The organism is Sphingopyxis sp. P8 (assembly GCF_020622175.1).
GTDB classification, from domain to species: Bacteria; Pseudomonadota; Alphaproteobacteria; order Sphingomonadales; family Sphingomonadaceae; genus Sphingopyxis; species Sphingopyxis jiangsuensis.
Map to the genome: position 1 here is coordinate 251,356 of NZ_JACNMK010000002.1, position 21,741 is coordinate 273,096.

The 21,741-nt window shown below is 64.8% G+C and carries 26 protein-coding genes; 17 read left to right on the plus strand and 9 right to left on the minus strand.

Annotated features, from left to right (window positions below):
• Nucleotides 1-86: 86 nt before the first annotated feature.
• The 3 genes from rplT to H7692_RS09695 all read right to left on the minus strand — a co-directional run bounded on the left by rplT (nt 87) and on the right by H7692_RS09695 (nt 1,570).
• A complete protein-coding gene (gene rplT, locus H7692_RS09685) occupies nt 87-452 on the minus strand; it encodes a 50S ribosomal protein L20 (RefSeq protein ID WP_201928468.1) in 366 nt (121 codons plus the stop codon).
• Nucleotides 453-465: 13 nt separating this feature from the next.
• Nucleotides 466-669 (minus strand): 50S ribosomal protein L35, encoded by a 204-nt coding sequence (gene rpmI / locus H7692_RS09690; RefSeq protein ID WP_201928467.1) that lies wholly within the window; start codon nt 667-669, stop codon nt 466-468.
• Nucleotides 670-787: 118 nt separating this feature from the next.
• Nucleotides 788-1,570 (minus strand): inositol monophosphatase family protein, encoded by a 783-nt coding sequence (locus H7692_RS09695; RefSeq protein ID WP_201928466.1) that lies wholly within the window; start codon nt 1,568-1,570, stop codon nt 788-790.
• Nucleotides 1,571-1,704: 134 nt separating this feature from the next.
• Here H7692_RS09695 and H7692_RS09700 point away from each other — a divergent pair, with 134 nt between their 5' ends.
• Nucleotides 1,705-2,247, plus strand: coding sequence for a TetR/AcrR family transcriptional regulator (locus H7692_RS09700; RefSeq protein WP_201928465.1), 543 nt, complete (start codon nt 1,705-1,707; stop codon nt 2,245-2,247).
• Nucleotides 2,248-2,252: 5 nt separating this feature from the next.
• On the opposite strand, the gene H7692_RS09705 is transcribed toward H7692_RS09700, so the two are convergent.
• Both H7692_RS09705 and H7692_RS09710 read right to left on the minus strand, forming a co-directional pair.
• Nucleotides 2,253-2,648, minus strand: coding sequence for a cupin domain-containing protein (locus tag H7692_RS09705; protein WP_222136696.1), 396 nt, complete (start codon nt 2,646-2,648; stop codon nt 2,253-2,255).
• Between the two features lie 11 nt (nt 2,649-2,659).
• The gene (locus H7692_RS09710; protein WP_201928463.1) at nt 2,660-3,595 is read right to left on the minus strand and encodes a ribose-phosphate pyrophosphokinase; all 936 of its coding nucleotides are present in this window, start codon (nt 3,593-3,595) and stop codon (nt 2,660-2,662) included.
• A gap of 124 nt (nt 3,596-3,719) precedes the next feature.
• Here H7692_RS09710 and H7692_RS09715 point away from each other — a divergent pair, with 124 nt between their 5' ends.
• The 5 genes from H7692_RS09715 (at nt 3,720) to rpmG (ending at nt 8,195) form a co-directional block, all read left to right on the plus strand.
• Nucleotides 3,720-5,393, plus strand: a complete 1,674-nt coding sequence (locus H7692_RS09715) for an NAD+ synthase (protein ID WP_201928462.1) — start codon at nt 3,720-3,722, stop codon at nt 5,391-5,393.
• Nucleotides 5,394-5,400: 7 nt separating this feature from the next.
• Nucleotides 5,401-5,613, plus strand: a complete 213-nt coding sequence (locus H7692_RS09720) for a hypothetical protein (RefSeq protein ID WP_201928461.1) — start codon at nt 5,401-5,403, stop codon at nt 5,611-5,613.
• Nucleotides 5,614-5,646: 33 nt separating this feature from the next.
• The gene (gene gltX / locus H7692_RS09725; RefSeq protein ID WP_201928460.1) at nt 5,647-6,957 is read left to right on the plus strand and encodes a glutamate--tRNA ligase; all 1,311 of its coding nucleotides are present in this window, start codon (nt 5,647-5,649) and stop codon (nt 6,955-6,957) included.
• A 133-nt stretch (nt 6,958-7,090) separates the two neighbouring features.
• The gene (locus tag H7692_RS09730; RefSeq protein ID WP_201928459.1) at nt 7,091-7,819 is read left to right on the plus strand and encodes an energy transducer TonB; all 729 of its coding nucleotides are present in this window, start codon (nt 7,091-7,093) and stop codon (nt 7,817-7,819) included.
• Between the two features lie 208 nt (nt 7,820-8,027).
• Entirely contained in the window at nt 8,028-8,195 is a 168-nt protein-coding gene (rpmG, locus tag H7692_RS09735) for a 50S ribosomal protein L33 (RefSeq protein ID WP_003042331.1), read from the plus strand.
• Between the two features lie 280 nt (nt 8,196-8,475).
• Here the strand turns inward: rpmG and H7692_RS09740 are convergent, their stop codons facing one another.
• Entirely contained in the window at nt 8,476-8,838 is a 363-nt protein-coding gene (locus H7692_RS09740; protein WP_201928458.1) for a response regulator, read from the minus strand.
• An 89-nt stretch (nt 8,839-8,927) separates the two neighbouring features.
• Between H7692_RS09740 and H7692_RS09745 the strand changes: the two genes are divergently transcribed.
• Genes H7692_RS09745 through H7692_RS09760 form a run of 4 tightly spaced genes read left to right on the plus strand, consistent with a single transcriptional unit; the run spans nt 8,928 to nt 11,475 of the window.
• Nucleotides 8,928-9,200: a DUF3572 domain-containing protein gene (locus H7692_RS09745; RefSeq protein ID WP_201928457.1), complete on the plus strand. Its 273-nt coding sequence runs from the start codon at nt 8,928-8,930 to the stop codon at nt 9,198-9,200.
• Nucleotides 9,197-9,838 (plus strand): HAD family hydrolase, encoded by a 642-nt coding sequence (locus tag H7692_RS09750; protein ID WP_201928456.1) that lies wholly within the window; start codon nt 9,197-9,199, stop codon nt 9,836-9,838. Before H7692_RS09745 ends, H7692_RS09750 begins: the two co-directional genes overlap by 4 nt.
• A gap of 18 nt (nt 9,839-9,856) precedes the next feature.
• Nucleotides 9,857-10,321 (plus strand): RidA family protein, encoded by a 465-nt coding sequence (locus H7692_RS09755; protein ID WP_201928455.1) that lies wholly within the window; start codon nt 9,857-9,859, stop codon nt 10,319-10,321.
• A gap of 5 nt (nt 10,322-10,326) precedes the next feature.
• Entirely contained in the window at nt 10,327-11,475 is a 1,149-nt protein-coding gene (locus H7692_RS09760; RefSeq protein WP_222136699.1) for a GNAT family N-acetyltransferase, read from the plus strand.
• On the opposite strand, the gene H7692_RS09765 is transcribed toward H7692_RS09760, so the two are convergent.
• Nucleotides 11,472-11,786, minus strand: coding sequence for a sel1 repeat family protein (locus tag H7692_RS09765; RefSeq protein WP_201928453.1), 315 nt, complete (start codon nt 11,784-11,786; stop codon nt 11,472-11,474). The genes H7692_RS09760 and H7692_RS09765 overlap by 4 nt on opposite strands.
• Nucleotides 11,787-11,926: 140 nt before the next feature.
• Complete coding sequence (gene panC / locus H7692_RS09770; RefSeq protein WP_201928754.1) at nt 11,927-12,766, minus strand: pantoate--beta-alanine ligase; 840 nt, start codon at nt 12,764-12,766, stop codon at nt 11,927-11,929.
• 85 nt (nt 12,767-12,851) lie between these two features.
• Here panC and H7692_RS09775 point away from each other — a divergent pair, with 85 nt between their 5' ends.
• The 7 genes from H7692_RS09775 to H7692_RS09805 all read left to right on the plus strand — a co-directional run bounded on the left by H7692_RS09775 (nt 12,852) and on the right by H7692_RS09805 (nt 19,485).
• The gene (locus H7692_RS09775; protein ID WP_222136701.1) at nt 12,852-13,661 is read left to right on the plus strand and encodes a division plane positioning ATPase MipZ; all 810 of its coding nucleotides are present in this window, start codon (nt 12,852-12,854) and stop codon (nt 13,659-13,661) included.
• Nucleotides 13,662-13,684: 23 nt separating this feature from the next.
• Complete coding sequence (gene pgmG / locus H7692_RS09780; RefSeq protein ID WP_222136703.1) at nt 13,685-15,067, plus strand: phosphoglucomutase/phosphomannomutase PgmG; 1,383 nt, start codon at nt 13,685-13,687, stop codon at nt 15,065-15,067.
• 95 nt (nt 15,068-15,162) lie between these two features.
• Complete coding sequence (lptB, locus tag H7692_RS09785; RefSeq protein WP_222136705.1) at nt 15,163-15,975, plus strand: LPS export ABC transporter ATP-binding protein; 813 nt, start codon at nt 15,163-15,165, stop codon at nt 15,973-15,975.
• 24 nt (nt 15,976-15,999) lie between these two features.
• On the plus strand, nt 16,000-17,457 hold the full coding sequence (gene rpoN, locus H7692_RS09790) for an RNA polymerase factor sigma-54 (RefSeq protein ID WP_222136707.1): 1,458 nt from the start codon (nt 16,000-16,002) through the stop codon (nt 17,455-17,457).
• A 73-nt stretch (nt 17,458-17,530) separates the two neighbouring features.
• Nucleotides 17,531-18,562 carry a UDP-glucose 4-epimerase GalE gene (galE, locus tag H7692_RS09795; RefSeq protein WP_227340105.1) on the plus strand — a complete coding sequence of 344 codons (1,032 nt, stop codon included), beginning with the start codon at nt 17,531-17,533 and terminating at the stop codon, nt 18,560-18,562.
• A gap of 90 nt (nt 18,563-18,652) precedes the next feature.
• Nucleotides 18,653-18,778: a type B 50S ribosomal protein L36 gene (ykgO, locus tag H7692_RS09800; protein ID WP_003046794.1), complete on the plus strand. Its 126-nt coding sequence runs from the start codon at nt 18,653-18,655 to the stop codon at nt 18,776-18,778.
• 95 nt (nt 18,779-18,873) lie between these two features.
• A complete protein-coding gene (locus H7692_RS09805) occupies nt 18,874-19,485 on the plus strand; it encodes an HAD family hydrolase (RefSeq protein WP_201928447.1) in 612 nt (203 codons plus the stop codon).
• A 39-nt stretch (nt 19,486-19,524) separates the two neighbouring features.
• Here the strand turns inward: H7692_RS09805 and H7692_RS09810 are convergent, their stop codons facing one another.
• Nucleotides 19,525-21,687: a S9 family peptidase gene (locus H7692_RS09810; RefSeq protein ID WP_227340106.1), complete on the minus strand. Its 2,163-nt coding sequence runs from the start codon at nt 21,685-21,687 to the stop codon at nt 19,525-19,527.
• Nucleotides 21,688-21,741 lie beyond the last annotated feature (54 nt).

The window sequence follows — 21,741 nt, forward strand, 5'->3', positions numbered from 1 at the left end:
AGCGGGTCAACCCCGGAGCAGCGCCATGAAAAAGGGGCGGTCCCTTGCGGAACCGCCCCCTTGTCACTGGCTTGTCCGCCGGTGCGTTACGCCGCCTTGGGCAGCGCCGCCTTCGCCTGTGCGATGATGGCGGTAAAGACGCCGCCTTCATTCATCGCGAGGTCGGCCATGACCTTGCGGTCGAGTTCGATCCCGGCGAGCTTCACACCGTGCATGAACTGCGAATAGGTGAGGCCTTCGGCGCGAACCGCAGCGTTGATTCGCTGGATCCACAGCGCGCGGAAGCTCCGCTTTTTTACCTTGCGGTCGCGATAGGCGTATTGGCCGGCCTTTTCGACGGCCTGGCGCGCGATGCGGATCGTGTTCTTGCGACGGCCATAATAGCCCTTCGCCTGATCCAGAATCCGCTTGTGCTTGGCGCGCGTCGTCGTGCCGCGTTTGATGCGTGACATGGTCTAGCGCTCCTTACTTCAGGCCGTAGGGCGCCCAGAGGCGCACATGGGCGGTATCCGCGTCGCTGAGCACGGTCGTGCCGCGGTTCGATCGGATATATTTCGAATTGTGCGAAATCAGGCGGTGGCGCTTGCCGGCGACGCCGTGCTTCACCTTGCCCGACGCGGTGAATTTGAAGCGCTTCTTCACACCGCTCTTGGTCTTCAGCTTGGGCATTTTGGTCTCCTTTGGAAGTCCGTTTGCGTATCGGCCTGGCAGCCCTTTCAGCCAGCCGACACAATCGGAAGGCGCGCGCCTAGACGGATTCGCGTCGAAATGCAAGCGCCGCGCGGCGTCAATGGCCGCAGGCGAGCCCCTCGATCACATCCTCGAGCCGCGCGGGGTCGCCGAGCGCGATGACATGGCCGCCGCTTTCGGCGTGGAGCGGATCGCCGTTCCAGTCGCACATTGTCCCGCCCGCGCCCTCGACCACGGGTACAAGTGCGGCGAAATCGTGCAGCTTGAGCCCCGCCTCGACGACCAGATCGATATGACCCGACGCGAGCAGGCCGTAATTGTAACAGTCGCCGCCAAAGACGATACGCTTGTGCGACGTCTTCGCCGCGAGCGCCATGAAATGCTCACCGTCATGGTCGGTGAAATATTGCGGCCCCGTTGTCGCAAGCGTCGCGTCGGCGAGTTCGCGGCAGCGGCGCGTGCGCGCCTCGACCCCGTTGAACAGCGTCGGCCGCCCGGTCGCACCGACCCAGCGCTCGCCGCTGACCGACTGGTCGATAATCCCCAGCACCGGCCAGCCGTCCTGCAGCAACGCGATCAGCGTGCCGAAGATCGGGCGGCCCGCCATGAAGCTCACGGTGCCGTCGATCGGGTCGAGCACCCATTGGCGCGCCGCGTCCGGACGCTCGGCGCCATATTCCTCGCCGATGATCCCGTCGCTCGCGGCCTCGGCGTCGAGCAGTTTGCGCATCGCGGCTTCGGCGGCGCGGTCGGCTTCGGTGACGGGCGACGCATCGCCCTTCGCCTCGTGGGTGAAAGCGTTACGAAACAGCGGACGGATGACGGCGGCGGCAGCATCGGCGAGGCGATTGGCGAGCGCGAGATCGGATTCGAGCGACATGGCTCCGCGCTAGCGCACTCGCGCTACGCCCGCCAGCCCCGGTTTCCGACGATTTGCTGACCCCGGCAAACATGTTCCAGAATCGCGGCAAATATCGATTTTACAATTAATGTAATATCTGTAAAATCAAACTGATGCCTTCCAAGCTTCCGTTCGAGCCGGTCGTGGCGACGTTCGCACGGCACGGCTATCGCAAGACCGCGATGGGCGATGTTGCTACGGCGCTCGGCGTCTCGCGCCAGCTGCTTTATAATCGGTTCGGGTCCAAACAGGCGCTCGCCGATTGGGCGCAGGCGTCGCTTATCGACGCGTCATTGTCCGCGGCGCTCGCCGCAGTCGAGCAGCCCAGCAAGACGCTCGCTGATCGCCTGGCCGACGCACTCGACCAGTGGGTTGGGCGGCATATGGATGCGCTGAACCTTTCGCCGTCTGGTGCCGATGCGGTGCCGATGTTGCGGCGCGAGTCCGACGCAATGACGCGCGCCGCCGAGCGCAGACTGATCGCGGCGATGACCGACGCGATTCGATTGAGCGGTCCTGGTGCGGCCGTCGCGCGGGCAGGCAGCATGGCGCAGGCATTGTGCTGGACCGCGCGTGGGCTCGTCCACGCGGTGCCCGATCATGCAACCTTTCGCCGCCAGATCGATCACATCCTGGGCGCGCTCGTCGCGCGCTGAGCCTGTCAGCGCGAACGGTGTTCGGTGCCGAGGCCGGCGGTGATGAACAGCGCCGTAGCCGCTCCGTCGATATCGGCGGTGTGCCAGCAGCCCGGGGGGTTGATTGCATAGTCACCCGCCGCCAGCGTAACCGCCGCTTCGCTTCCATCGGCGAATTGCTGATGCAGCGTTATTGACCCGTCGAGGCAGATCACGACTTCGTCGCCCGCAGGGTGCATTTCCCAGGCGTCCCAATTTTCGGTGAAGCGATAGGCGCTCACCAGTCGGCCTTCCTTGCCGTCGGCAGCTACGCGTTCGCCATAGGCTGCGTACCATTCCATTCCGGTCATCGGCGGCTGGACGATCGCCGTCGCGCCCAGCCCGAGGTGAAGCGGCTGGGTGAAGATGTTCGTCGGGTCCATGGGACTATTCCTTAGTCGAACAGGCTCGACACGCTCGATTCGTCGGCGATGCGCTTGATCGCCTCGCCGAGCAGCGGCGCGACGGTCAGCGCACGCACCTTCGCGCTGTCGTTGACCGCGTCGGTCGGCTGGATCGAATCGGTGATGACAAGCTCGGTCAGTTCGCTCGCATCGACGCGCGCCACCGCACCGCCCGACAGCACGCCGTGGGTGCAATAAGCGACGACGCCCTCGGCGCCGGCGTTTTTCAGCGCGGCGGCGGCGTTGCACAGGGTGCCCGCCGAATCGACGATATCGTCGATGAGCACACAGAAGCGGCCTTCGACGTCGCCGATGATGTTCATGACTTCGGATTCGCCTGCGCGCTCGCGGCGCTTGTCGACGATCGCGAGTGGCGCGTTATCGAGCCGTTTGGCGAGTGCGCGTGCGCGCACGACGCCGCCGACGTCGGGTGAAACGACCATCAGATTCTTGTCGCCGAAGCGCGCCTGGATGTCGGCGCTCATCACCGGCGCGGCGTAAAGATTGTCGGTCGGGATGTCGAAGAAGCCCTGGATCTGCCCCGCGTGCAGATCGATCGCCAGCACGCGGTCGGCGCCCGATGTAGTGATGAGGTTCGCGACGAGCTTCGCCGAAATCGGCGTGCGCGGGCCGGGTTTCCGGTCCTGCCGCGCATAGCCGAAATAGGGGATGACCGCGGTGATGCGCTTTGCCGAGGCGCGCCGCAGCGCGTCGGTGATGATCAGCAGCTCCATCAAATTGTCGTTCGCCGGGAAATTGGTGGGCTGGACGACGAACACATCCTGTCCGCGGACATTTTCGTGGATCTCGACGAATACCTCTTCGTCGGCGAAGCGGCGAACGCTGGTGTCGGTGAGCGGCAGTTCGAGATAGTCGGCGATCGCGCGCGCCAGCGGCAGATTGCTATTGCCGGAGATGAGTTTCATGGCGTGCAAGGCCCTTTCGCGGCGGATGGGATTGCGCGCCCCCTTAGCCAGCGAAGGCGCGAAGGGGAAGGGCGAAGTTGCGAGCCATTGCCCCGGCGCGGCGGGCGGAATAGAGGCTAGGGTCATGACCGACGCTCCCGCTGATACGCTCACCATCGTCCTGTCGCAGATGACGCAGGCGGTCGGCGACCTCGCTGCCAACGCCGAAGCGATGCGCAGCGTTCGCGCGCGCCACGGCGACGCCGACCTGATCGTCTATCCCGAGCTTCAGCTCATCGGTTATCCGCCCGAAGATCTGGTGCTCAAGCCCGCGCTTGCCGCTCGCGCCGCAACGCTGCTTGCCGAGCTTGCGGCGGAAACCGCCGATGGTGGACCGGCGATGCTTGTCGGTTCGGTCGAGCGCGACGGACCGCATCTCTACAATGTCGTCGCGCTCCTCGACGGCGGGCGCATCGTCGCGGTGCGGCGCAAGCATGAACTCCCCAATTACGGTACCTTCGACGAAAAGCGCGTCTTTGCACCCGGACCGCTGCCTGACGTCGTCGAATGGCGCGGGGTGAAGCTCGGCCTTCCGATCTGCGAGGACGGCTGGCTGCCGACGGTGTGCCGCCACCTCGCCGCGCAGGGCGCCGAGCTCCTCATCTCGGTCAACGGCAGCCCCTATGAGATCGACAAGGACGATCGGCGCCTCAGCCATGTCTTCGGAATTAGAGTGGCCGAAACGCGCCTGCCGCTGGCTTTCCTCAACCGGATCGGCGGGCAGGACGAACTGGTGTTCGACGGCTGCTCCTTCGTGCTCAATGCCGATGGCAGTACCGCGCACCGCCTCGCCGATTGGGAAGCCGAAGAGCGGGTGACGCATTGGGCCAAGGACGCCGACGGCCGCTGGATATGCGCGCCGGGCGTGGTCGCGGCGTGGGACGATCATCCCGCCGACATCTATCATGCGATGACGATTGCGCTGCGCGACTATGTGACGCGCAATCGATTCCCCGGCGTGGTGCTCGGCCTGTCGGGCGGCATCGATTCGGCGATCTGCGCTGCCATCGCCGCCGACGCGCTCGGTCCCGACAAGGTCTGGTGCGTGATGCTGCCGAGCCGCTTCACAAGCAAGGAAAGCCTCGACGATGCCGCCCGGTGCGCTGACATGATCGGTTGCCGCCTCGACACTATCCCGATCGTCCCCGCGGTCGAGGCGTTCGACACGATGCTGGAAGGCAGTTTCGCCGACAGGGACGTCGACATCACCGAGGAAAATGTCCAGTCGCGCATCCGCGGCGTGACGCTGATGGCGCTCAGCAACAAATTCGGGCCGATGCTGCTGACGACCGGCAACAAGAGCGAGATGAGCGTCGGCTATGCGACCATTTATGGCGATATGGCGGGCGGCTATAATCCGCTGAAGGATGCGTACAAGACGACGGTGTTTGCACTCGCCAAATGGCGCAATGCGCACGCGCCGCGCCTGTCGCGCAATCCGGTCGCCCCCGTGATGCCCGAGAGGATCATCACCAAGCCACCGAGTGCCGAGCTGCGCCCCGATCAGAAGGACGAGGACAGCCTGCCGCCCTATGAGGACCTTGACCGCATGCTCCACATGCTCGTCGAGGAAGAGGCGAGCGTCGACGATGTTGTCGCGCGATACGGCTTCGACCGCGATGCGGTTGCGCGGATCGAGCGGCTGCTCGCGATCGCCGAATATAAACGGCGCCAGGCACCGCCGGGGGTCAAGCTGTCGACGCGCAATTTCGGCCGCGACCGGCGCTATCCGATCACCCACGGATTTCGGACAGCCTGACGGCGTCATGACGAACTGGCTCACCGGACTGGGTTATGCCTTGTCGATCGTCAGCGTTGTACTGCTTGCTTGGGTCGCCTGGCCCGCGCCGGGCGAGTCGCAAACGATTGCGCTGGTCATCATCGGCGGCGGGCTATTGTCTGTCGTCGGGATGGCGATGCGCTGGGCCGCGCATGTCATCACGCAGCGCAAGATCGACGAAGTCGAGGAAGCCGACTGACGCACGGGAAAAAGCTCGCTATAGGCGCGCGCTATGACCGTCACGACCCGCTTCGCCCCTTCGCCGACCGGCAACCTGCATGTCGGCAATGTTCGCACCGCGCTTCATAACTGGATGTGGGCGCGCCGGCATGGCGGACGTTTTCTGCTGCGCATCGATGACACCGACCTCGAACGCTCGAAAGAGGAATATGTCGAGGGCATCCGCGCCGACCTTGCGTGGCTCGGGCTCGATATCGACGGCGAGGAGCGGCAGTCGGCGCGCTTCGATCTCTACGAAGCCGAATTTCAAAAGCTGAAGGCGGCGGGGCGCGTCTATGCTTGCTACGAAACGCCCGACGAGCTCGATATCCGGCGCAAGGTGCTGCTTTCGCGTGGGCTGCCGCCGGTCTATGAGCGCAAGCCCGATGGTGCGCCGGTCCCCGAAGGCGTGGCGCCGCACTGGCGCTTTCGCCTCGACCACGACGCCGCGATCGAATGGACCGACCTTGTTCGCGGACCGCAGCACTTCGAACCGAAAACCATGTCCGATCCCGTGGTGCGCCGCGCCGACGGCAGCTGGCTCTACCTGCTCCCCAGCGTGATCGACGACATTGCGATGGGCATCACCCATGTTGTCCGCGGCGAGGATCATGTGTCGAACACCGCGGCGCAGATCCAGATGTTCGAAGCGCTCGGCGCCGCGCCGCCCGCCTTCGCGCACGAAGCGCTGCTGGTGGGTACCGAGGGCAAATTGTCGAAGCGGCTCGGCTCGCTCGGGATGGACAATTTGCGCGAACAGGGGATCGAGCCGATCGCGCTCGTCGCGCTGCTCGCGCGGCTCGGGACGAGCGATCCGGTCGAGCCGGTGACACATGCCGCGCCGCTGGTCGAGAGCATCGACTTTGCGCGCTTCGGCCGAGCCCCGGCGCGTTTCAACGAGGCCGAACTTGCGCTGCTCAACCAGAAGATCCTGCACCATCTGGACTATGAGACGGTTGCCAACCGGCTGCCCGCAGGAATCGATGCAGTGCGCTGGCATGCGATTCGCCCCAATCTGATGACACTCGCCGAGGCTGCCGAATGGGTTCCGGTATTCGACGGCCCCTTCACGCCCCCGGTTCCCGACGCGGGCGACCGGCCGGTGCTCGCTGCTGCCGCCGCTGCGGCGACCGAACTCGACTGGAGCGCCGACCCGTGGCACGCACTAGGCGCGGCGGTGAAAGAGGCGACTGGCGCCAAGGGCCGCGCGTTGTTCCTGCCGTTGCGGCGTGCGCTCACCGGGCGCGATCACGGCCCCGACATGGCGGAACTGCTCCCGCTGATCGCCAAGGATGCGGCGGTCGCGCGGCTCTCTGCTCAATAGCGCCGTCGCCAAAGTTGGAGCCAGCGCCGAGAAACTTGACCAGTTTAGTTATGTTATAGTATAACTTCTCCATCTCGCCGGATGATTGCGGTCGACGCGGCGGCGGCGGGTTCTTTTGGCAAGGAGAGGTGCCATGACCCTGATTCCCCTTATCTCGGCAATTGTCGCGACGCCCGAGGCGATGACCGCGCCGGTCGGCCCTGCGGCGCCGCGCAAGCGAAGCGGTTATGATCCCGGCGCGCGCCACCGCCCGCTGGCGGCGGCGATAGCGATCGGCTTGCCTGCGGGGTTGGTGGTCGCGGTGGCGCTGTCGCCCATGGTCGTCGAGCCGGCACCCCGGACGAAGCCGATTACTGGCACGCTCATCGAATTGCCCAAACCTCCCCCGGAGCCGGAACCCCAGCCGGCGACGACGCCCCGGCAGGTCACCCCGGCGGTGACGACGGTGCCCACCCCATTGCCACCGGTCGCGCAGGTCCCGCCGGTCGTCATGGCTCCCGAGCCCTATGTTCTGCCGTCGGGGACGGGCAGCGGGCCGGTGATTGTGGACCCGCCCGCGCCGCCGCAACCGCGGCTCGTGATCGCCGAAATCGATGGGCGCTATGCAGGGGCGTTCCAGCCCGAATATCCGCCCAGCGAGCAGCGGCGCGGAATCGAGGGCGTCGCCAAAGTGCGCGTGCTGATCGGGACCGACGGGCGCGTCAAGGCGGTCGAACTTGTCAGCACCGACAGCCCAGGCTTTTTCGAGGAGACACGGCGACGCGCGCTCGCCAAATGGCGCTTCAAGCCTGCGACGCGAGGCGGCGTGGCCGAGGAAAGCTGGAAAGTGATGACCGTGCGCTTCCAGATCCGGAGCGGTTGAGGTCTTCGATAGCGCGGGCGGTTTCGTGCCGCCCGCGCGTCCTTTCGCTTGACACAAGCGCCGAATCCGGCCAATGGCGCGCGGATAAATGGGGGCGGCGCGGTAGTCGCGCGGCCCTCTTGCTTTTCAAACCAACCGCCGGGGCCCACAGTCCCGCCGCATGCGCCAGGCAACCGGCGGATGTGCAGATTTTTCGAGGAACAGGGCCATGGCCAAGCCGACGACCGTCAAGATCAAGCTGGTGAGCACCGCCGACACGGGCTTTTTCTATGTCACCAAGAAGAACCCGCGCACGATGACCGAGAAGATGTCGGTGCGCAAATATGATCCGCGTGCACGCAAGCATGTCGAGTTCAAGGAAGCCAAGATCAAGTGACGCATTGGTCCGTTCAGCATCGCTGAACGGCTAGCGATGCATCCTCCCCGCGAAGGCGGGGTCCAGAAGGGCGGCCTTGCGCCGCCCTTTTTCGTATGTGGCGGATGGCGGCTTTGGGGTAGGAAGCGGCCGTAAATCCTCCCTGTGGCGAAGCCATGGGGAGGGGTGGAGGGGCCGCGACGTTGCGCCATTAGCCCCTCCGTCAGCCCTTCGGGCTGCCACCACCCCATGCCTGCGGCACAGGGAGGATCTGATGGCCGCGATTGGTCGGAAGCCCGACTTACGCGAACGCCCCCACGCTTTCGATGAATTTGATCACCGAAATGGGCTTGGACACGTAGGCTTCGGCACCCGCGGCGCGGATCTGTTCCTCGTCGCCTTTCCCCGCATAGGCGGTCACCGCCATGATCGGCACGGCCTTAAGCGCATCATCGGCCTTCATCTGCTTGATGAGGTCGAGCCCGCTGACGTGCGGCAGCTGGATGTCCATGATGATGAGGTCGGGCGCAACTTCGCGGGCGCGGGCGACGGCATCGCGGCCATCGCGGACCGGGTGCGCGCGATAGCCATGGGCGTCGAGCAGGTCGCAGAAGAGCCGAAGGTTCAGCTCATTATCCTCGACGACCAATATGGTCTTGCCCATGCCGCTTCCGTTTCCCACCTTGCGTAAGCGGCCGGTCTAGGCGAATCGGCCGCGCGACTCAATTGCCTCGCGGCGAAGGGAAATTTCGGGTGCGCGACGAAGATGCGGCGATAGCGCTGGGCGCGCTCGGGTGGATATTGGCCGACGAGCCGCGCGCTGAGCGATTGCTCGGCATGACGGGATTGACCCCAGACGGGCTGCGCGCAACGCTGGGCGAGCGCGCAACACTCGCCGCGATACTGGGGTTTCTGGTCGCGCACGAACCCGATCTGGTCGCCTGCGCCGACGCACTCGGCCTCGAACCGCAGATAATTGCCGCCGCCGCGCAGCGGCTCGAAGGAAACCAAAGGATGGATGCATGACCCGCCCGCTCGTCATTACCGATTGCGACGAGGTGCTGATGCACATGGTCGTCCCCTTTGCCGAATGGGTCGACGCCGAACATGGCGTGATCTTTCGCATCGAAGATGCGAGCTTCGCGGGGGCGCTCAAGCGCAAGGAGTGCGGAACGCCGCTCGAGGCGGCCGAGGTCTGGCCATTGCTCGACGGTTTTTTCCGCACCGAAATGGGGCGCCAATATCCGATTGCCGGCGCGCTCGAAGCGATGGCGGCGATCGGCGCGCAGGCCGATATCGTCGTGCTCACCAATGTCGGCCCCGATCATCAGCAGCGCCGCGCCGACCAGCTCGCCGCGCTCGGTCTTGACGCGCCGGTGATCGGCAGCCGCGGCGGCAAGGGCGAACCCGTTGCGCGGCTGATTGCCGAACGCGAGCCGCCGGTCGCGATCTTCATCGACGACATTGCCAATCATCACCGCTCGGTTGCGGACGAAGCGCCGGGCGTGTGGCGCCTGCACATGGTCGGCGAACCGGCGATTGCGGACAAGATTGTCGCTGCATCGCACGCGCATGCGCGTATCGACGACTGGACAGCGGCGCGCGACTGGATATTGGCGCGGATCGCCGAGGGCGTTCGCGCGCCCGAACCCGCACTGGCTTGAACAAGAAGGATCGACCCCATGGATATTGCCGCCAAGCTCGCCGAACTCGGCCTCGAACTCCCCAAGCCTGCGGCCCCGGTCGCGGCCTATGTCCCCACCGTCGAGGCGGGTGGGCTCCTGCACATCAGCGGACAACTGCCGTTCCGTGACGGGCAGGTCGTTACCGGCCGGCTCGGCACCGACATGGACGAGGCGACCGGTTATGACGCCGCACGCCGCTGCGCTCTGATGCTTGTCGCGCAGATCGGCCAGGCGCTCGGCGGCGACTGGTCGCGCGTCGATAAGATCGTCAAGCTCGGAGTCTTCGTGAACAGCGACCCGGCCTTCACCCAACAGCCCAAGGTTGCGAACGGCGCGTCGGAACTGATGGAACAATTGTTCGGCGATACCGGGCGCCATGCGCGCAGCGCGGTCGGCGTCGCGGCGCTCCCGCTCGGCGCAGCGGTCGAAGTCGATGCCATCGTTGCGGTGAAAGCCGCCTAGCGCCGGTGGCCGAAGCCGACCCGCCAGCCCGGACGATCTCGCTCGGCACGGGCATCGGAACCGTCGAAGGCGCGGCGTGGGACGCGCTGCACGACGGCGGCAACCCCTTCGTCGGGCACGATTTTCTGACGCTGCTCGAGGAATCGGGCAGCGTCGGGGCAGGCACCGGCTGGCAACCTGCGCCGCTGCTTGTCGAGGATGACCGAGGCACGCTCGTTGCCGCTGCGCCCGCCTACCTCAAGTCGCACAGCCAGGGCGAATATGTGTTCGATCATGGCTGGGCCGACGCCTGGGCGCGCGCGGGCGGGGATTATTATCCGAAGCTCCAGCTCGCTGTGCCCTTCACCCCTGTACCGGGGCCGCGACTGCTCGCATGCGACCGCGGCGACGCGATGCTGTTGATCCGCGCAGCAGAGGCGGTGGTGCGGCAGAACGGGCTGTCGTCGGCGCACGCGACCTTTGTCGCTCCCGAGCAGATGGAGTTGTTCGAGGAGGCGGGTTGGCTCGTTCGCCGCGACATCCAGTTTCATTTCGCCAACCGCGGTTACACATCGTTCGACGACTTTCTCGGCACGCTGACATCGGCGAAGCGCAAGCAACTCCGCAAGGAACGCGCGCGCGCCGTCGAAAGACTACGCGTCGAGGAACTGACCGGCGATGCGATCCGCGCCGAGCATTGGGACGCGATGTGGCTTTTCTATCAGGACACGGGCGCGCGCAAATGGGGGCATCCTTATCTGACGCGCGCGGCGTTCGACCTGATGGGCGCGCGCATGGCCGACCGCGTCATCCTGCTGATCGCTTATGACGATGACCGGCCGGTCGCGGGTGCGATGCATCTTGTGGGCAGCGATACGCTGTACGGGCGCTATTGGGGATGCCTAGCCGACGTCCCCTATTTGCACTTCGAGCTTTGCTATTATCGCGCGATCGATATTGCGATCGGGCGCGGGCTATCGTGGGTCGAGGCGGGTGCGCAGGGCGGGCACAAGCTGGCGCGCGGCTATGGCCCCGTTGCGACCTGGTCAGCGCATTTCATCGCCGATCCGGGCTTTCGCCGCGCCGTCGCGGATTTTCTGGAGCGCGAGCGGCAGGTCGAAGAGCAGGAATTGGATTGGCTCGAAGGCCAGATGCCGTTCAGGCGGAAGGATTAGGCCGCGAAACGCCGACTATCCGGACGCCGCGCGGTTTCGTCGAGCCATGCGCGCGCCTGCCGCTGCGCCTCGGCGATCTCGTCGCGGCTCATCTCGTCGGACAGGTCGGCGCGGCAGCGCTGGCCTTCCTTGTTGCCGCCGAGCGCGGCGAGGTTGAACCATTTATGCGCCTGGATCAGGTCGACGTCGACGCCGCCGGTGCCCGTCGAAAAGGCGATGCCGAGATCGAAATAAGCGTTGGCATCGCCGCGTGCCGCATCGAGCAGTCGGCTTTCGATCAGATATTGAGCGGACTTCAGACTGTTGGCCATGAATACCCCCTGTCATTTCCCCCCACAGGAAACTTCGAGGTCGAACCTTGCGGTTTATGGTCAACAAAGCGTTAACAGCGACCACAGTTTTTCGTGGATAAACGGCAATTCTATTGAAAAACCGTGTTTTTTGTTGCGTATCAACCGACGGGATAATTGTCGATCAGGCGTGTCTTCCCGATTCGCGCGGCGGCGAGCAGACGGGCGGGCGGGCGCCATTCGAACAGCCGTTCGAGGCTGCCGGCATCGGCGAGCGCCACATAATCGACGCGGTCGAACCCGCCCGCAACGATGGCCGCTTCGGCCTCGGTGAGGGCTTCCCTGACGCTCGCGCCGCCGGCGATCGCGTCCGCCGTCGCGGCGAGCGTTTTGGGAAAGACCGCCGCAAGCTTGCGCTCTTCCGCTGTCAGATAGGCGTTGCGCGACGACAGCGCGAGTCCGTCGGTGTCGCGCGCAATCGGCGCACCCAGGATCTCGACACCAAGGTCGAGGTCGCGCGCCATCCGGCGGATGATGGCAAGCTGTTGCCAATCCTTCTCGCCGAAAATCGCGATGTCGGGACGTACCTGGTTGAACAGTTTGGCGACAACCGTTGCGACCCCGTCGAAATGGCCGGGACGCGCAGTACCGCAATAGTCACTGCCGAGTTCGGCGACCTCGATATGGGTGCTGTGCCCTTCGGGGTACATGGTGCCGACATCGGGTGCCCACAGCAGGCTGACCCCCGCTTCGACCAGCATCGCGGCATCGCGCGCTTCGTCGCGTGGATAGGCGGCATAATCCTCGTTGGGACCGAATTGCGTTGGATTGACGAAGATCGAGGCGACGACATGGTCGGCGACGCGTTTGCCCATGCGCACGAGCGACAGATGTCCCTCGTGGAGCGCGCCCATCGTGGGCACGAGCGCGACGCTCTTGCCGCCCTGCCCCAGCGCGGCGACCGCGCGATGAAGCGTGGCGATGTCACGGATGATTTGCACGCTTGCCCGCCCTCCGATATTGGCGGCGTTGAAACGCCAACCCGTGCGGCCGCCATGCCGCGCCAGCAGGAAATTCGCAACGGTCATGACGACGCCCGCCCCCCACCGGATCATCTTTGCGAATGAAAAGGGCGGGACGGGCAAGTCGACCTGCGCCGTGCATTTCGCGGTTGCGCTCGCAAGTCAGGGCTGGCGCGTCGCGGGCATCGACCTCGACCCGCGCCAGCGCACGTTTCACCGCTATCTCGAGAATCGCGAAAACACGGCGAAGCGGCGCGACATCATTCTGCCGACGCCGCGCTTCGAGGTGTTCGAGGGGACGACGATCGAGGAACTCGACGCCCAGGTCGCGCGCCTCAGCGAGGGCGCCGACTATTTCATCGCCGACACGCCCGGACGCGACGACGTCTTCGCGCGTCACCTTGCGACGAGCGCCGATACGCTGATCACTCCGATCAACGACAGCTTCATCGACTTCGATCTGATCGGGCAGGTCGATCCGGAAAATTTCCAAGTCACGAGACCCAGCTTCTATTCGGAACTCATCTGGGACACGCGCAAGGCGCGCGCGAAAACCGACGGGCGGACGATCGACTGGATCATATTGCGCAACCGCCTCCAGCACGTCGACGCGCACAATATGCGGCGCGTCGGCGAGGCGCTGAACCAGCTGTCGCGCCGCGTCGGCTTTCGCGTCATCCCGGGACTCGGCGAGCGCGTCATCTACCGCGAGCTGTTCCCGGCGGGGCTGACCCTGCTCGACAAGGCGCATCTTGGCGGGATGGGCATCGGCCATGTCGTCGCGCGGCAGGAATTGCGCGAGGCGATGGGGGGATTGAACCTTCCCGCGCGCGAACGGTTCCATCCCGACGGCGACCTATTCGCCGCGGCCTGACCAGAATTCTCCGGGGAGTGACAATGACCCATGTTTTCGATCCGACGATGCTGCGCGAATATGATATTCGCGGTGTCGTCGGCGACACTTTGTCGGATGCCGACGCCTATGCAATCGGGCGCAGCTTCGCGACGTTGGTCATGCGCGCGGGCGGTCGGCGCATCGCGGTGGGCTATGATGGGCGGCTATCGTCGCCGATGCTCGCCGAGGCGCTGGTGCGCGGGATCAACGATGCGGGCGTCGACGCGCTGAATGTCGGGCTCGGGCCGACGCCGATGCTCTATTATGCCGCGTCAACGCAGGATGTTGACGGCGGCATACAGATAACCGGCAGCCACAACCCCCCCGACTATAATGGGTTCAAGATGGTGCTGCAGGGGCGGCCCTTTTTCGGCGCCGACATCCAGCGGATCGGGACGATTGCTGCGGCGGGCGACTGGGAGAGCGGCGAAGGCGCGGTGGAGCGCATCGACATCGTCGACGCCTATGTCGACCGGCTTGTCGAAGGATTCGCCGGCGGCGCCTTCCGTATCGGTTGGGACGCAGGGAATGGCGCTGCGGGCACAGTCATCGAAAAGCTCACCGCGCGCCTTCCGGGCGAGCATCATCTGCTCTTTACCGACATTGACGGGCAGTTTCCGAACCACCATCCCGATCCCACCGAAGAGAAGAATCTGGCGGATCTTCGGAAACTGGTCGCGGAGAAGAGCCTCGATTTCGGCGTCGCATTCGATGGAGACGGCGACCGCATCGGCGCGATCGACGGGCAGGGTCGCGTGATCTGGGGCGATCAGCTGCTGCAAATCTATGCCGCCGCGCTGCTACATGAGCATCCCGGCGCGACGGTGATTGCCGATGTGAAGGCCAGCCAGGCGCTCTTCGACCGCGTCGCCGAACTGGGCGGCGTCCCCTTGATGTGGAAGACGGGGCACAGCCTGATCAAGGCGAAGATGAAGGAGACCGGCAGCCCGCTGGCGGGCGAGATGAGCGGTCATATCTTCTTCGCCGACCGCTATTTCGGTTTCGACGATGCTCCCTATGCTGCGGTACGGCTGATCGAGGCGGCGACGAAACTGGGGCAGAGCGTGACCGAGTTGCGCGGTGGGATGCCGCCGATGGTCAACACACCCGAAATGCGCTTTCAGGTCGACGAGTCGCGCAAATTTGCCATTGTGGACGAAGTTCTCGACCGCCTTGCGGCTTCGGGCGCGCAAGTCGACCGCACCGACGGCGCGCGTGTGAAGACCGACGACGGCTGGTGGTTGCTCCGCGCGTCGAACACGCAGGACGTACTCGTCGCGCGCGCCGAGGCGCAGGACGAAGCCGCGCTCGAGCGGCTGATTGCGGCAATTGATGAGCAACTCGCACAGTCGGGGGTGGTGCGCGGGCCGCAGGCGGCACACTGACACCCGCATCCATCGCCAACCGGGGCGACCAAAAGCCCGCCTGCAAAAATCCTGCCAGATTGACGCTGACGGCCCGCGTCGGGTAACGCGGCGTCATGACTGACGAAACTGCCCCCGCGACGCTCGTCGCCGACGATCATGGCGTTGCCGAACATACGGCGCACGCGCAGCAGGATGCCGCGTCGGGCAACGGCCTTGCCGTTATTTCGATTGCCAAAAGCTATGACAAGCGCGTCGTCCTGTCCGACGTGTCGCTTTCGGTTGCGAAGGGCGAGGTCGTCGGCCTGCTCGGCCCCAACGGTGCGGGCAAGACGACCTGTTTTTATTCGATCATGGGGCTGGTGAAGCCCGACGCCGGACGCATCATGCTCGATGGTTCCGACATTACGGCGCTTCCGATGTATCGCCGGGCGATCCTCGGCCTGGGCTATCTTCCCCAGGAAACCTCGATCTTTCGCGGTATGACGGTGGCGCAGAATATCGAGGCGGTGCTCGAACTCGCCGAGCCCGACAAGGTCGCGCGCGAACGGCGGCTCGAGGAGCTGCTCGACGAATTCGGGCTGACGCGGCTGCGCGATGCTGCGGCGATGGCGCTGTCGGGCGGTGAACGGCGCCGCGCAGAGATTGCGCGCGCGCTCGCCGCAAACCCGTCGATCATCCTGCTCGACGAACCTTTTGCCGGTATCGACCCACTTTCGATCAGCGACATCCGCGACCTTGTCGCCGATTTGAAGACGCGCGGCATCGGTGTCCTCATCACCGACCATAATGTCCGCGAAACGCTCGATCTCGTCGACCGTGCATGCATCATCTATGACGGCAAAGTGCTGCTCGCCGGGTCGCCCGCCGAGCTCGTCGCCGACCCCGAGGTGCGCCGCCTCTATCTCGGCGAGGGCTTTTCGCTTTGAGCATGCTGTGAGGTCATAATTCTCATGGCGTTGGGTCCGCGCCTCGATCTCCGCCAGTCGCAATCGCTGGTGATGACGCCGCAGCTGCAGCAGGCGATCAAGCTGCTCGCGCTGTCGAACCTCGAACTCGAAGCCTATCTCGCCGAAGCGCTCGAAGGCAATCCGCTGCTTGATGCGGCATCAGGTGATAGCGATGCCTCCCCCGACGAAGCGGTTGAAGAGGCCCTGCCTCCCGTAATCGAAGCCCCCGAAACCGACGCGGCGCTCGAATCCGCCGCCGGGACCGCTGACGATCTTGATGTCGATTTCGGCGCCGAACAATTCCATCATGACAGCGTCAGCGACAGCGTCGGCCTTTCGGGCGGCGACGGTGAGGGGATCGACTTCGACAGTTTCGCGGGCGCCGACGAAACGCTCCACGAACATCTTCTCGCGCAAGTTGGCGAGCATTTTTCCGGCATCGAGGCGATGGTCGCCGAACAGATCGTCGCGCTGATAGACGAGGCTGGCTATTTGCGTGCCGACCTGACCGAGCTCGCGCAGCGGCTCGGCGTCCCGCTTGCACTCATCGAGGCGGTGCTCGCCGGCGTGCAGACCTTTGACCCGTCGGGCGTCGGCGCGCGCGACCTCTCTGAATGTATCGCGATCCAGGCGCGCGAGGCCGACCGCTACGACCCGGCGATGGCGTGCATGATCGCGCACCTCGACCTGGTCGCCAAGGGCGCCTTCCCGCAGCTCAAGCGCATCTGCGGCGTCGATGACGAGGATATTGTCGACATGATCCGCGAACTTCGCGGCTATGATCCCAAGCCGGGACTGCGTTTCGGCGGCACCCCGGCGCAGGCGGTCGTCCCCGACCTGTTCGTGCGCCAGACGGCAAAGGGCTGGGCGGTCGAGGTGAACAGCGGGACGCTGCCGCGTCTGCTCGTAAACCGCCGCTATTATACCGAACTTGCGAAGGGCGCGGCGGCGAAGAGCAAGGCATGGCTGTCCGAACAGCTTGCGGGTGCCAACTGGCTCGTGCGCGCGCTCGATCAGCGCCAGCGCACGATCGTCAAGGTCGCGAGCGCGATCGTCAAGCAGCAGGAGGGATTCTTCCTCCACGGCGTCGCGCACATGCGCCCGCTCACGCTGAGGCAGGTCGCCGAGGAAATCGGGATGCACGAATCGACCGTCAGCCGCGTCACGAGCAATAAATATCTGTCGTGCGCGCGCGGGCTGTTCGAGCTCAAATATTTCTTCTCCTCGGGCATATCGGCGACCGACGGCGACGGCGCGGTGTCGGCCGAGGCGGTCAAGAGCCGGATCAAGGCGCTGATCGACGCCGAGGACCCGAAGGCGATCCTCTCCGACGAGGCGATCGCGCAGAAACTGTCGGCCGAGGGGCACGACATCGCACGGCGCACCGTGGTCAAATATCGCGAATCGATGGGCTATGGTTCGTCGGTCCAGCGGCGGCGGCAGAAAGCGCTGGCGGGATAGGCGCACGCGCCTCCCGCTAACCTTATTCTAACCACTTGCGGGCTAGCTTTTCGGCCAAAGGAGCCGACAAGCCGTGCCCTCTGCGCCCCATCGCCATTCGCCGCGTCCCTTTGCCGTGCTCGTCACCGGTGGTGCGGGCTATATCGGCAGCCACGCCGTTCTGGCTCTGCTCGATGCCGGTTGGCGCGTCGTCGTGCTCGACAATCTGGTCACGGGCTTCCGCTGGGCGGTGCCCACCGGTGCCGTCTTCGTCGAGGGGGATGTCGGCGACGAACGGCTTGTCGCGCGGGTGCTTGCCGAGCATCCGATCGGCGCGATCATGCATTTCGCGGGATCGGTCGTGGTGCCCGAATCGGTCGCCGACCCGCTCAAATATTATGACAACAACAGCGCGCGCAGCCGGTCGTTGATCGCGGCTGCAGTGTTCGCCGGGGTGCGCCACTTCATCTTTTCCTCGACCGCGGCGACCTACGGTATCCCCGACGCGATCCCGGTGCGCGAGGACGCGCCGCAACGTCCGATCAACCCCTATGGCATGTCGAAACTGATGACCGAGGCGATGCTCGCCGACGTCGCTGCGGCGCATGACTTCAACTATTGCGCGCTGCGCTATTTCAACGTCGCGGGCGCCGATCCGCACGCACGCAGCGGCCAGTCGACCGTCGGTGCCACGCATCTGATCAAGGTAGCGGTCGAAGCGGCGCTCGGCCGCCGCCGCCATGTCGACATTTTCGGGACCGATTTCGCAACGCCCGACGGAACGGGGGTGCGCGACTATATCCACGTCAGCGACCTCGCCGCCGCGCATCTGCTCGCGCTCGACGCGCTGATCGCCGAACCGGCGAAGAGCCACCGGCTCAACGCGGGATATGGGCGCGGCTTTTCGGTGCGCGAAGTGCTTGACGCGGTCGATCGCGCGACGGGCCGCCCAGTCGAGCGCCGCATCGTCGGGCGCCGCCCGGGCGACCCCGATGCGCTCGTCGCCGACAACAGCGCGATTCGCGCGGCGCTCGGCTGGGCACCGCTCTATGCCGACCTCGACACGATCGTTGCGCATGCGCTGGCGTGGGAACGCGCGCTCGCCGAAAGGCGGCTCGCTGCCTGAAATTGCGTGCGTTCCCGGTTGACTTTCGACCCGCTTCGCCATAGGTGCGCCGCTTCGCGTGCAACGCCAGAGTTTTTACGGACAAGAGCAATGAAGATTCGCAACAGCCTGAAGTCGCTGAAGGACCGCCACCGGGACAACCGCGTGATCCGCCGCCGCGGCCGGACCTATGTGATCAACAAGACCAACCGCCGTTTCAAGGCGCGCCAGGGCTGACCAGCCCTGCCGGGGCCTATGTCCCGCGCGCTATTGCAAGCCAGCGTGACGCCGTCGGATGATTCCGGCGGCGCTTTCGCGCGTGTGGAGTGCCCATGATTCGCCGATGCGTGATCTTTGACGTTGGCCGCGTTCTTTTCGACTGGGACCTGCGCCATTTGTTCGCGAAGCTGATCAACGACCGCGACGAGCTCGAATGGTTCGTGACCAACGTCGTCACGCCCGAATGGCATTTCCAGCACGATGCCGGCCGCCCGCTCGCCGAGATGCTGCCCGAGCGCAAGGCGGAGTTCCCCGAACATGCCGCGCTCATCGATGCCTATGCGGCGCGCTTCAACGAGACGATTCCGGGCCCGGTGCCCGGCAGTCTCGAACTGGTCGAGCGCCTCGACGCCGCGGGCGTGCCACTCTTCGCCATCACCAACTTCGGCCATGAATTCTGGGAGGGTTTCCGGCCGACCCAGCCGGTGTTCGATCGCTTTCGGGACATCATCGTGTCGGGCACCGAAAGGCTGATGAAGCCCGAACCCGCCATCTTTCGCCTCGCGATCGACCGATTCGGCATCGACCCCGCAGGCGCGTTGTTCGTCGACGATGTGGCGAAGAACGTCGCGGGCGCCGAGTCGGTGGGCATCGCAGGACATGTTTTCGTCGATGCGACGACGTTGGAGCGCGAACTGGTGGCGCGCGGCTGTCTCTCTCGATAGCGATGTCGTCCCAGCTTTCGCCGGGATCACCAGAGCAGATTACTTCTCCACCTCCAGCTGCGTCAGCACGAAGGCGTATTCTTCGGCATCCTCGTGGAGCGCGCCCCAGCGGCCCGATTTGCCAGCGTGGCCCGCGCCCATGTTGGTGCGCAGGAGAAGGAGTGCGTCATTAGTGCGCGTCGCGCGGAGCTTGGCGACCCATTTGGCGGGCTCCCAATAGGTGACGCGCGGGTCGTTGAGCCCCGCCGACACCAACATCGGCGGATAGGCCTTTGCCGTCACATTGTCATAGGGGCTGTACCCCAGCATATAATCGAACGCCGCCTTGTCGGTGATCGGATTGCCCCATTCAGGCCATTCGCCGGGGGTGAGCGGCAAATCCTCGTCGATCATCGTGTTGATGACGTCGACGAAGGGCACGCCTGCGAGCACCGCGCCCCACAATTCGGGTGCCTCGTTATAGACGACGCCCATTACCTGTCCGCCCGCCGAGCGGCCCTCGATCGAAATCTTGCCCGCGCTCGTATATTTCTTGGCGATCAGGCCCTTTGCGACGTCGATGAAATCGTTGAACGTGTTCGTGCGCTCGGTTGTCTTGCCCGCAAGATACCAGGCGCGCCCCATGTCGTCGCCGCCGCGGACATGCGCGATGGCATAGATCATACCGCGATCGACGAGGCTGAGTCGCGTCGTCGAAAAGCCCGGCGGGACGCGATAGCCGTAGGAGCCATAGGCATAGAGGTGCATCGGCGCGCTGCCGTCGAGCTTCGTACCCTTCTTGTAGACGAGCGAGGCGGGAATCATCGTCTTGCCGTCACGGCTCGGAAGATTCACCCATTCGGTAATATATTGTGACGAATCGTAACCGGAAGGGATTTCCTGCACCTTCAGCGTTTCGAGCGTCCCGCTGGCCAGATCATAGTCATAGACGGTGTCGGGGGTGACCATCGATTCATAGTCGAGGCGCAGCTTGTCCTGATGATATTCGGGATTGTCGCCGAGGCCGGCGACATAGGTCGCCTCGGGAAACTTGATCCGGCCGGGAGTCAACGGCGCGTCATATTTGCGGACATCGACCTGATCGAGCCCGTCCTCGCGCGCCTCCAGCACGAAATAGTCGCGGAAGATCGACAGGCCGGTGATGTAGCTGTGGTCCGATCCGGGGATCAGCGTTTTCCATTCGCCAGGCTTGTCGATGCTCGCGGTCGCGACGCGGAAATTGGGATGTTCGTCGTTGGTGTGGATATAAAGAATGTCCTCGCGCTCATCGACGCTGTATTCGCGGCCCTTCTGGCGCGGCGCGACGAGCAGCGGCTTGGCCTCCGGATTGTCGGCGGGGAGCAGATAGACCTCGCTCGTCTCGTTATCGCCCGTCGCGATCACGATATAATTGTCGGCGGCGGTCTTGCCGATGCCGACGCCGAAACCGATGTCGGCCTCCTTGTAGAGCAGCCTGTCCTCGGCAACCGGCGTGCCGAGCTTGTGAAGCCGGACATTGTCGGTGCGCCAATTCTCGTTCGCGAGGCCATAGAGGATCGCGTCGTTGTTCGCCGTCCAGACGAGCGACGAGAGCGTGCCGGGGATGGTATCGGGCAGGAGTTCGCCCGTCTCGAGGTCGCGGATGCGCGCCTCGAATCGTTCGGAGCCATTGTCGTCGAACGAATAGGCCATCAGCTTGCCGTTCGGGCTGACCGACAGTTCGGCGAGGCGGAAATATTCCTTGCCTTCGGCCATCGCGACTTCGTCGAGGATCAGCTGCGCCTCGCCGCCCCCCGCTGCCGGCTTGCGATACCATTTCTTATATTCGGCGCCTTCCTCATATTCGACCCAATAGAGCCAGTCGCCGTCCTTTTGCGGCACGCTGGCATCGGCTTCCTTGATGCGGCCCTTCATTTCCTGGAACAAGGTTTCGACAAGGTCCGCATGCGGCTTCATTGCAGCATCGAAATAGGCATTCTCGGCCTTCACATAGGCAAGGATGTCCTCGTCATCGATCGTGGGATAGCTTTGGTCGCGCAGCCAGTGCCATGGGTCCGACAGCGTCCTCCCGTGCAATGTCACCTCGCGCGGGCGTTGTTCGGCAATCGGGGCAGGCGGCAGGTCGTTGTGGGTCAATGCGGCGTCTTTCTGTTCTGCAAAAGCATCGGCGGGCGCGACGAGCGGGGTGGCAATTGCTGCCAGAAACATCCAAATAGCGCGCATCGACAAAACTCCCGCGGCGCCGCCCGGTTGGGCGGGAAGGCTGCGATGTAGGAA

Bases quoted from the DNA above. Each gene is read 5' to 3' on its own strand.
- rplT (WP_201928468.1), bottom strand. From the start codon at position 452: ATGTCACGCATCAAACGCGGCACGACGACGCGCGCCAAGCACAAGCGG.
- rpmI (WP_201928467.1), bottom strand. From the start codon at position 669: ATGCCCAAGCTGAAGACCAAGAGCGGTGTGAAGAAGCGCTTCAAATTC.
- H7692_RS09695 (WP_201928466.1), bottom strand. From the start codon at position 1,570: ATGTCGCTCGAATCCGATCTCGCGCTCGCCAATCGCCTCGCCGATGCT.
- H7692_RS09700 (WP_201928465.1), top strand. From the start codon at position 1,705: ATGCCTTCCAAGCTTCCGTTCGAGCCGGTCGTGGCGACGTTCGCACGG.
- H7692_RS09705 (WP_222136696.1), bottom strand. From the start codon at position 2,648: ATGGACCCGACGAACATCTTCACCCAGCCGCTTCACCTCGGGCTGGGC.
- H7692_RS09710 (WP_201928463.1), bottom strand. From the start codon at position 3,595: ATGAAACTCATCTCCGGCAATAGCAATCTGCCGCTGGCGCGCGCGATC.
- H7692_RS09715 (WP_201928462.1), top strand. From the start codon at position 3,720: ATGACCGACGCTCCCGCTGATACGCTCACCATCGTCCTGTCGCAGATG.
- H7692_RS09720 (WP_201928461.1), top strand. From the start codon at position 5,401: ATGACGAACTGGCTCACCGGACTGGGTTATGCCTTGTCGATCGTCAGC.
- gltX (WP_201928460.1), top strand. From the start codon at position 5,647: ATGACCGTCACGACCCGCTTCGCCCCTTCGCCGACCGGCAACCTGCAT.
- H7692_RS09730 (WP_201928459.1), top strand. From the start codon at position 7,091: ATGACCCTGATTCCCCTTATCTCGGCAATTGTCGCGACGCCCGAGGCG.
- rpmG (WP_003042331.1), top strand. From the start codon at position 8,028: ATGGCCAAGCCGACGACCGTCAAGATCAAGCTGGTGAGCACCGCCGAC.
- H7692_RS09740 (WP_201928458.1), bottom strand. From the start codon at position 8,838: ATGGGCAAGACCATATTGGTCGTCGAGGATAATGAGCTGAACCTTCGG.
- H7692_RS09750 (WP_201928456.1), top strand. From the start codon at position 9,197: ATGACCCGCCCGCTCGTCATTACCGATTGCGACGAGGTGCTGATGCAC.
- H7692_RS09755 (WP_201928455.1), top strand. From the start codon at position 9,857: ATGGATATTGCCGCCAAGCTCGCCGAACTCGGCCTCGAACTCCCCAAG.
- H7692_RS09765 (WP_201928453.1), bottom strand. From the start codon at position 11,786: ATGGCCAACAGTCTGAAGTCCGCTCAATATCTGATCGAAAGCCGACTG.
- H7692_RS09775 (WP_222136701.1), top strand. From the start codon at position 12,852: ATGACGACGCCCGCCCCCCACCGGATCATCTTTGCGAATGAAAAGGGC.
- pgmG (WP_222136703.1), top strand. From the start codon at position 13,685: ATGACCCATGTTTTCGATCCGACGATGCTGCGCGAATATGATATTCGC.
- lptB (WP_222136705.1), top strand. From the start codon at position 15,163: ATGACTGACGAAACTGCCCCCGCGACGCTCGTCGCCGACGATCATGGC.
- rpoN (WP_222136707.1), top strand. From the start codon at position 16,000: ATGGCGTTGGGTCCGCGCCTCGATCTCCGCCAGTCGCAATCGCTGGTG.
- ykgO (WP_003046794.1), top strand. From the start codon at position 18,653: ATGAAGATTCGCAACAGCCTGAAGTCGCTGAAGGACCGCCACCGGGAC.
- H7692_RS09805 (WP_201928447.1), top strand. From the start codon at position 18,874: ATGATTCGCCGATGCGTGATCTTTGACGTTGGCCGCGTTCTTTTCGAC.
- H7692_RS09810 (WP_227340106.1), bottom strand. From the start codon at position 21,687: ATGCGCGCTATTTGGATGTTTCTGGCAGCAATTGCCACCCCGCTCGTC.